Source organism: Mycobacterium sp. 1245801.1 (assembly GCF_001673055.1).
GTDB lineage: Bacteria > Actinomycetota > Actinomycetes > Mycobacteriales > Mycobacteriaceae > Mycobacterium > Mycobacterium europaeum_A.
In genome coordinates, this window is sequence record NZ_LZKY01000062.1 from 1 (window position 1) to 7,337 (window position 7,337).

The window sequence follows — 7,337 nt, forward strand, 5'->3', positions numbered from 1 at the left end:
GGTCATCGACCGCATCCTGATCGGCGCGTGCGCCGCCATTTACCTGGTGCTGCTGGGCGTCAGCGTGGCGGCCGCCGTCGCCCTGGCGGATCTGGGCAGGGGCTTTCACAAGGCGGCCAGCAGCCCGCACACCACCTGGGTGCTGTACGCGGTCATCATCGTCTCGGCCCTGATCATCGCGGGCGCGATCCCGATCCTGTTGCGGGCCCGCCGGATGTCGCAGTCCGAGCCGGCCGCTCAGGCGATGACGGCGCCGGCACGCGGGCCGTCACGACCTGCGGTGCGGCTGGGGACCGGCGCCCTGCGCACCGGACCCGAGCGGGCCGCCACGGTGCAAACGGCGCCGGTATCGGGCGCCGAGTGGTCGGGCGAGGCGGTCGATCGAGTGTGGTTGCGCGGCACCGTGATACTGACCGGCACCATGGGCGCGGCGCTGATCGCGGTCGCGGCGGCGACCTACCTGATGGCGGTCGGATACGACGGCGCGTCCTGGCTCGGCTATGGGCTCGCCGGCGTCATCACCGCCGCGATGCCGGTGGTCGAGTGGCTGCACATCCGCCAGTTGCGCGGCGTCGTCGCCGACCAGTAGCCGCCGACGGCAACGGGGTTGGCAGGCGGGGGAGGATGTGCCGGTCCCGTCGCGTCAGCGCACTCGACACGTAAACCGTTGCGACGACACGCCGTGCGTCGTCGCAATGGTTTACGTCTCGCGTTGTGGGCGCGCTCCACGCAACCGGGCAACGCAAGCAACGCGACCGGGTGCAGGATTGCCCGGCTCCCGCGTCGGCCACGAAGAAGCCGATGAGGAGCCGGGCCGTCCGGGCTAGCTAGTGCTCGCCGTTGGTCGAGCCGTTGGTGGAACCGTTCGTCGAGCCGTTGAGGCCGTCCTGGTGCTCGCGCAGCGCGGTCAGGGCGCGTTGCTCGGAGCCGTGCGCCGCCTCCCGCAGCGCCGCGTCCTCGGACGCCGGGTCGGCGAACAGGAAGCTGCCGCTACCGGGGGATCCACCCGAGCCCAGCTTGTTCATCTTCTTGGGCAGGGGCGCACCCTGGTACGCCAGCGGCAGCGGGTGGCCGTGGTCGTCGACCGGGCCCAGCGGCTGGTGCAGCTCGATGTAGGCGCCGTGCGGCAGCCGCTTGATGATGCCGGTCTCGATGCCGTGCTCGAGCACCGCGCGGTCGCTGCGCTGCAGTCCGATGCACCACCGATAGGTGATGAAGTAGACCACCGGCGGGACGATCACCATGCCGATGCGCCCGATCCACGTCGTCGCGTTCAGCGAGATGTCGAACTTGAACGCGATGATGTCGTTCATCGCGCACAGCGTCAGCAACATGTAGAACGCGATCGCCATGGCGCCGATCGACGTGCGCACCGGCACGTCGCGCGGGCGCTGCAGCAGGTTGTGGTGTGCATAGTCACCGCTGAACCGCTTCTCCAGGAACGGGTAGACGATCAGCAGACCGAACACCCCACCCATGATCAGCGCCACCCAGACCACCGCCGGAATGGTGTGGTGCCAGAAGTAGAACTCCCACGGCGGCCAGATGCGGGCCAGGCCTTCGGTCCACATCATGTAGAAGTCCGGCTGCGAACCGGCCGAGACGTGAGATGGCTTGTAGGGGCCCAGGTTCCAGATCGGGTTGATCTGCAGCAGACCACCGAGCAGGCCCAGCACGCCGACGATCGCGGCGAAGAACGCGCCGGACTTGACCGCGAACACCGGCATCACGCGCACGCCGACCACGTTGTGCTCGGTGCGGCCGGGGCCGGGGAACTGGGTGTGCTTCTGGAACCACACCATGGCCAGGTGCAGCCCGATCAGGGCCAGGATGATCCCGGGCAGCAGCAGGATGTGCAGGGCGTACATCCGCGGGATGATGTAACCCGCTGTGGCGCATTCGTTTCCGACGCCACCGCAGGGGAAGTCACCACCGAACAGGGCCCAGTGCAGCCAGGTGCCGATCACCGGCATGCCCAACGTGATCGAGGACAGCGCGGCGCGCAACCCGATGCCGGACAACAGGTCGTCGGGCAGCGAGTAGCCGAAGTAGCCCTCGAACATGGCCAGGATCAGCAGCAGCGAACCGATGACCCAGTTGGCCTCACGCGGCCGCCGGAAGGCGCCGGTGAAGAAGATGCGGGCCAGGTGCACCATGATCGACGCGGAGAAGATCAGCGCGGCCCAGTGGTGGACCTGACGCACGAACAATCCGCCGCGCACCTCGAAGGAGATGTCGAGGGTCGACGCGAAGGCCTTCGACATGTCCACGCCGCGCAGCGGCTGATAGGCGCCGTTGTAGGTGATCTCGGCCATGGACGGATCGAAGAACAGCGTCAGGTAGACGCCGGTGAGCAGTAGCACGATGAAGCTGTACATCGCGATCTCGCCCAGCAGGAACGACCAGTGCGTGGGGAAGACCTTGTTGAGCTGTCTGCGCACCGCGGCCGACGGGTGATAACGCGTGTCGATGTCCTCGCCCTGACGGGCCAGGACATCGCCGATCTTCGGGGGACTCAGTTTCGGACTCATGTTGTCGTCCTCTCCCAGAATGCCGGTCCGACGGGCTCGACGAAGTCGCCGTTGGCGACCAGATACCCGTTGGTGTCGATGGTGATCGGCAGTTGCGCCAACGCACGCGCGGCCGGCCCGAAAATCGGCTTGGCGAAGTGCAGCGCGTCGAACTGCGACTGGTGGCACGGGCACAGGATCCGGTAGGACTGCTCCTCGTACAGCGATGCGGGGCAGCCCAGGTGCGAGCACACCTTGGTGTAGGCGAAGAATTCACCGAAGTTGAAGCTCTCCTGGCCCTGCCGTTTGACCACGCGGCCCATGTCGGTGGGCCGAATCCTGATGAGCATCACCGGGTTTCGCACACCCTGGTTGATGGCCCGCAGCTTCTCCTGCGATTCGGGGGTGGTGCCGTCCCCGTCGGACTCGCGCCACGGAAAGACGGTTTCCATGCCGCCGGCGTCGAGGTCTTCCGGGCGCATCTTGACGAACGGCGAGGTGGAGGCCGAGCCCGTCGCGCGCGCCAGATAGATGGTCTCGCCGTGATAGCGCGGGGTCCACCCCGAGGTCCACAGCACGGCCTTCTTGCCGTCGGCGGTCGGCACCACCGGCTTCCACGGGTTCTTGATCAGCCCGCCGGCAAACGCGACCAGGGTGGACAGGCCGAACGCGCCCAGCCCCATCCCCAGCGAAAGGCCGATCAGCTTGCGCCGCCCGACCGTCGATCCCTGATACGCGTCGGCCAGGTTCGCCACCACCGTCTTGCGGTCGACGTCGCGCGAGGCGCCGTCGTGGCGGTCCTGGATCGAAATCTCTTCCGGGATAAAGCGTTTCTGGTACAGGATGACGCCGACGCCGATCGACAGGATCGCCATCCCGAACGTCAGCCCGTAGAGCGGGGTGGCCAGGTCATAGAGGAAGCTGCCGGCCTCCTCCTTCGGCTTGTACTCCCACGGCCAGAACAAGAAGATCAGCAGCAGCGCCAGGCCGAAGAACCCGCCCAGCAAAAGCCAGACGGCGACGCCACGCTCGGCGCGCTTCTCGGCCTTGGTGCCCTCGATCGGCCAGCGGGGCTCCTTGAACACCGTCTCGACGCCGTCCAGCTTGCCGCCCAGGGCCACCAGTTCCTGCTGCGACATGGCGGCCAGGGCCGCGTCATCGGGCTCGCGCTCGCCGGTGCCCTGCGGGCTCCCGCCGGTGTCAGAGCCGCGAACGTCCGCCTCACTCATTTGCGCCGCTCCTCCTCATCGCTTCGCTCTGCATCGTCTCGGCGCGGCTCATGCTCGTGCCCCAATCCACAGTGCCAGCCCGATGGCGGCGACCATCCCGATGATCCAGGCGGCCATGCCCTCGGGTGCGGGCCCGAATCCGCCGAGGCCGTAACCGCCCGGCTGGCGCTCCTCGGTCACCGCCTTGATGTAGCCGATGATGTCCTTCTTGGCCTCGAACGACAGCTGACGGTCGGAGAACTTCGGCATGTTCTGCGGACCGGTCCGCATGGCCGCCAGGATCTGCTGCTCGTTGGCGGGCTCGAGGTCCGGCGCGTACTTACCCGACGACAGCGCCCCGCCCTTGCCGGTGAAGTTGTGGCACGACGAGCAGTTCAGCCGGAACAGGTCACCGCCGCGTCCCAGGTCCTGGCCGCGCAGCGAGCGCATCGCCAGGCTGCCGTCCGGGTTGCGCACCGTCGTCGGGCCGCCGCCGTTGGCCTGCACGTAGGCGCCCAGGGCGTCGACCTGCGCCTCGTCGAAGATCGGTTCCTTGCGCGGCGCCTGGGCCTCGCCGGTCATCGCGGGCATCCGGCCGGTGGAGACCTGGAAGTAGACGGCTTCCTCGCCGACGCCGATCAGGCTCGGCCCGCGGTCGGGCACGCCCTGCAGGTTCGCGCCATGGCAGGACACGCACGACGTGTCGAACAGCTGCTTGCCGGTGCGCAGCAGCGCCGAGTTCGACTCGTCCGCGACGGCCACCTGCGGCCGCGGCGTCAGGATGGCGGCCAGGCCACCGGCGATGGTCAGCGCGATCAGCAGCAGCAGGCCGCCGGACAGCCGGCGACGCAGCCGCCGCCGCGAACGGTCGCGCTGCGCCTGCGGCGCCTTGGCCGCGCCGGATCGGGTCGATCCCAGTTTCTTCAACCGAGCACTCCTGTTCGTCCAGCGCCTGCTCATCGGATGAAATAGATCACGGCGAACAGCGCGATCCACACGATGTCGACGAAATGCCAGTAGTACGAGACGACGATGCTGGCCGTCGCCTGCGCCGGCGTGAACTTGCTCATCGCGGTGCGGGCCAGCAAGAAGATGAAGGCGATCAATCCGCCGGTGACGTGCAAACCGTGGAATCCGGTCGCCAGGTAGAACACGCTGCCGTAGGCGCTGCCGGGGATGGTGGTCCCGTGCGTCACCAGGTGGTAGTACTCGTAGCCCTGTCCGCAAACGAAGAACAGGCCCATCAGGAAGGTGAGCACGTACCAGCGGCGCAGCCCGAACACGTCGCCGCGCTCGGCCGCGAACACCCCCATCTGGCAGGTAAACGACGACGCGATCAGCACCAATGTCACGGGGACGGCCTGGTATAGGTTCAGCTCGGTCGGCGGCGGCGGCCACTTTCCGCCCGATTGGGCGCGAGCGGTGAAGTACATCGCGAAGAGGCCAGCAAAGAACATCAGCTCGCTGGAAAGCCAGACGATGGTGCCGACGCTGACCATGTTGGGTCGGTTCAGCGAATGCACCCGCGACGTAATTGCAGTACCCGAAGTCCCGGCAGCGCTGGTCACATACGCAAGTATGACGCTTTGTAGTTGTTGAACTCCACCCGGGGCGGCAATTGAGGTCTGGCGCGTCGCGCTCGCGCCCGTCGCTCTCGACGGTTGGGGCCGGTGTGGTGCTCGTGGGACCATCGGCCCGTGGCTTCGTCATCGCACGCTTCGCCGTCCCCGGCCGCGCCGTCCGGCGCGCCGGCGCCGTCGTGGCCGCAGGTCCTGTCGCGTCTGACGGGCGGTGAGGACCTGTCCCGCGGGCAGGCCGCCTGGGCCATGGACCAGATCATGGCCGGCGACGCCAGCCCGGCCCAGATCGCGGCCTTCGCGGTGGCGATGCAGGTAAAGGTTCCCACCTCGGCCGAAGTCATCGAGCTGGCCGACGTCATGCTCGACCACGCGTTGCCGATGCCCGCCATCCGCGACGACACCGTCGACATCGTGGGAACCGGTGGTGACGGCGTCAACACCGTGAACCTGTCCACCATGGCGGCGATCGTCGCCGCGGCCGCCGGGGTGCCGGTGGTCAAACACGGCAACCGGGCGTCATCGTCGCTGTCCGGCGGCGCCGACACGCTCGAGGCGCTCGGCGTCCGGATCGACCTGAGGCCCGACGAGGTCGCGCGCAGCCTCGCCGAGGTGGGCATCGGGTTCTGCTTCGCGCCGCTGTTTCATCCGTCCTACCGGCACACCTCCGCGGTGCGCCGCGAGATCGGCGTGCCGACGGTGTTCAATCTCCTTGGGCCGCTTACCAATCCGGCGCGGCCGCGGGCGGGCTTGATCGGCTGCGCGTTCGCTGACCTCTCCGAGGTGATGGCGGGCGTGTTCGCCGCCCGCCGGTCCAGCGTGCTGGTGGTGCACGGTGACGACGGGCTCGACGAGTTGACGACCACCACGACCAGCACCATCTGGCGGGTGCAGGCGGGCACGGTGGACAGGCTGACGTTCGATCCGGCCGGATTCGGTTTCCCCCGAGCCGATCTCGACGACCTGCTGGGCGGTGACGCGCAGGCCAACGCGGCCGAGGTGCGCGCGGTGCTGGGCGGCGGCAAGGGCCCGGTGCGCGACGCCGTCGTGCTCAATGCCGCCGGCGCCATCGTCGCGCACGCCGGGTTATCCAGCCGCGCTGAATGGTTGCCGGCGTGGGAGGACGGGTTGGCCCGCGCCTGCGCGGCCATCGATTCCGGTGCGGCCGAACACCTGCTCGCGCGATGGGTGCGGTTCGGCGAGCAGGTCTGAGTCCCGGAGGTCTTGGGCCGCAACCTGTTCTGCGGCCAGCCGCGCCGAGCGGGCCGTCGCGGCCCACGCCGACCAGGCACCGGCCGACCGCAGCGGGGAAGCCCAGCCGTCCTCGGCGACCCTGACGATGCGCACGCCGGGCGCGGTCAACCAGCGCGTGATCAGCGCGGTCTCCTCGACCAGCGCGCCGCCCAGGGGGCCCGGCGTGGGCAGAATCGCTTGTGCCCCAGCGACAATCGCGTCGACGACCGGCATCGGGGGCACGCCGCGCCTGGCGCTGCCCGCCGCGGCGAGCTGACCGTGGCGGATGACGGCCAGCTGATAGCCACCCTGGCCGTCGGGCGCGGCCGCGATCAGCTCGGGCAGCGCCGCCAGCGCGCGCAGCCGCTGCCCGCGCCACAGCGTCTCGACCGCGGTGACGATGCGGTCGCGCAGCCGCGCGGCGCTCTCGAAGTGATGCCGCTGCGCGAGCACGCCGACCTGGTCCACCGCCGAGCGCAGCGTGCCGTTGTCCGCGCCGTCGATCAACGCCGCGACCCGCGCGACGGCGCCGGCGTACTGGGTGGCGGTCACGCCGCGCGCGGCCGGGCACGGCGACACCTCCGCCTCGGGGCACGACGGCCCGTGCAACGCCGAGCGCCCCAGCCGGTTGGTGCAGGTGCGCAGGCCGGTGAACCGGGCCAGCAGGGCGGCGGTGTCGGCGGCGTCGGCGCGGGCCCGAAACGGGCCGACGGCCCGCTCGTGTCGCGGCGCCCGCACCACCGCCAGGCGGGGGAAGGCCTCGTCGGTCAGCGCCACCCACCACCATCGGTGCGGAAACCTGGACCGCC

General features: G+C 69.4%; 6 protein-coding genes. 2 read left to right on the forward strand and 4 right to left on the reverse strand.

Annotated features, from left to right (window positions below; translation table 11 throughout):
• On the forward strand, positions 1-589 hold a 589-nt coding region (locus A5622_RS03345), incomplete at its 5' end, for a DUF2561 family protein (RefSeq protein ID WP_066876642.1).
• A gap of 238 nt (positions 590-827) precedes the next feature.
• Here the strand turns inward: A5622_RS03345 and A5622_RS03350 are convergent.
• The 4 genes from A5622_RS03350 to A5622_RS03365 are packed head-to-tail and all read right to left on the reverse strand — an operon-like array spanning position 828 to position 5,286.
• A complete protein-coding gene (locus A5622_RS03350; protein ID WP_066862633.1) occupies positions 828-2,531 on the reverse strand; it encodes a cytochrome bc complex cytochrome b subunit in 1,704 nt (567 codons plus the stop codon).
• Entirely contained in the window at positions 2,528-3,739 is a 1,212-nt protein-coding gene (locus A5622_RS03355) for a ubiquinol-cytochrome c reductase iron-sulfur subunit (protein ID WP_066862630.1), read from the reverse strand. Before A5622_RS03355 ends, A5622_RS03350 begins: the two co-directional genes overlap by 4 nt.
• A 48-nt stretch (positions 3,740-3,787) precedes the next feature.
• Positions 3,788-4,645 (reverse strand): cytochrome c, encoded by an 858-nt coding sequence (locus tag A5622_RS03360; RefSeq protein ID WP_066862625.1) that lies wholly within the window; start codon positions 4,643-4,645, stop codon positions 3,788-3,790.
• Positions 4,646-4,674: 29 nt separating this feature from the next.
• Positions 4,675-5,286: a heme-copper oxidase subunit III gene (locus tag A5622_RS03365; RefSeq protein ID WP_066876644.1), complete on the reverse strand. Its 612-nt coding sequence runs from the start codon at positions 5,284-5,286 to the stop codon at positions 4,675-4,677.
• Between the two features lie 129 nt (positions 5,287-5,415).
• On the opposite strand from A5622_RS03365, the gene trpD reads away from it, so the two are divergent.
• Positions 5,416-6,507 carry an anthranilate phosphoribosyltransferase gene (trpD, locus tag A5622_RS03370; RefSeq protein ID WP_066876646.1) on the forward strand — a complete coding sequence of 364 codons (1,092 nt, stop codon included), beginning with the start codon at positions 5,416-5,418 and terminating at the stop codon, positions 6,505-6,507.
• Positions 6,508-7,337: the final 830 nt, after the last annotated feature.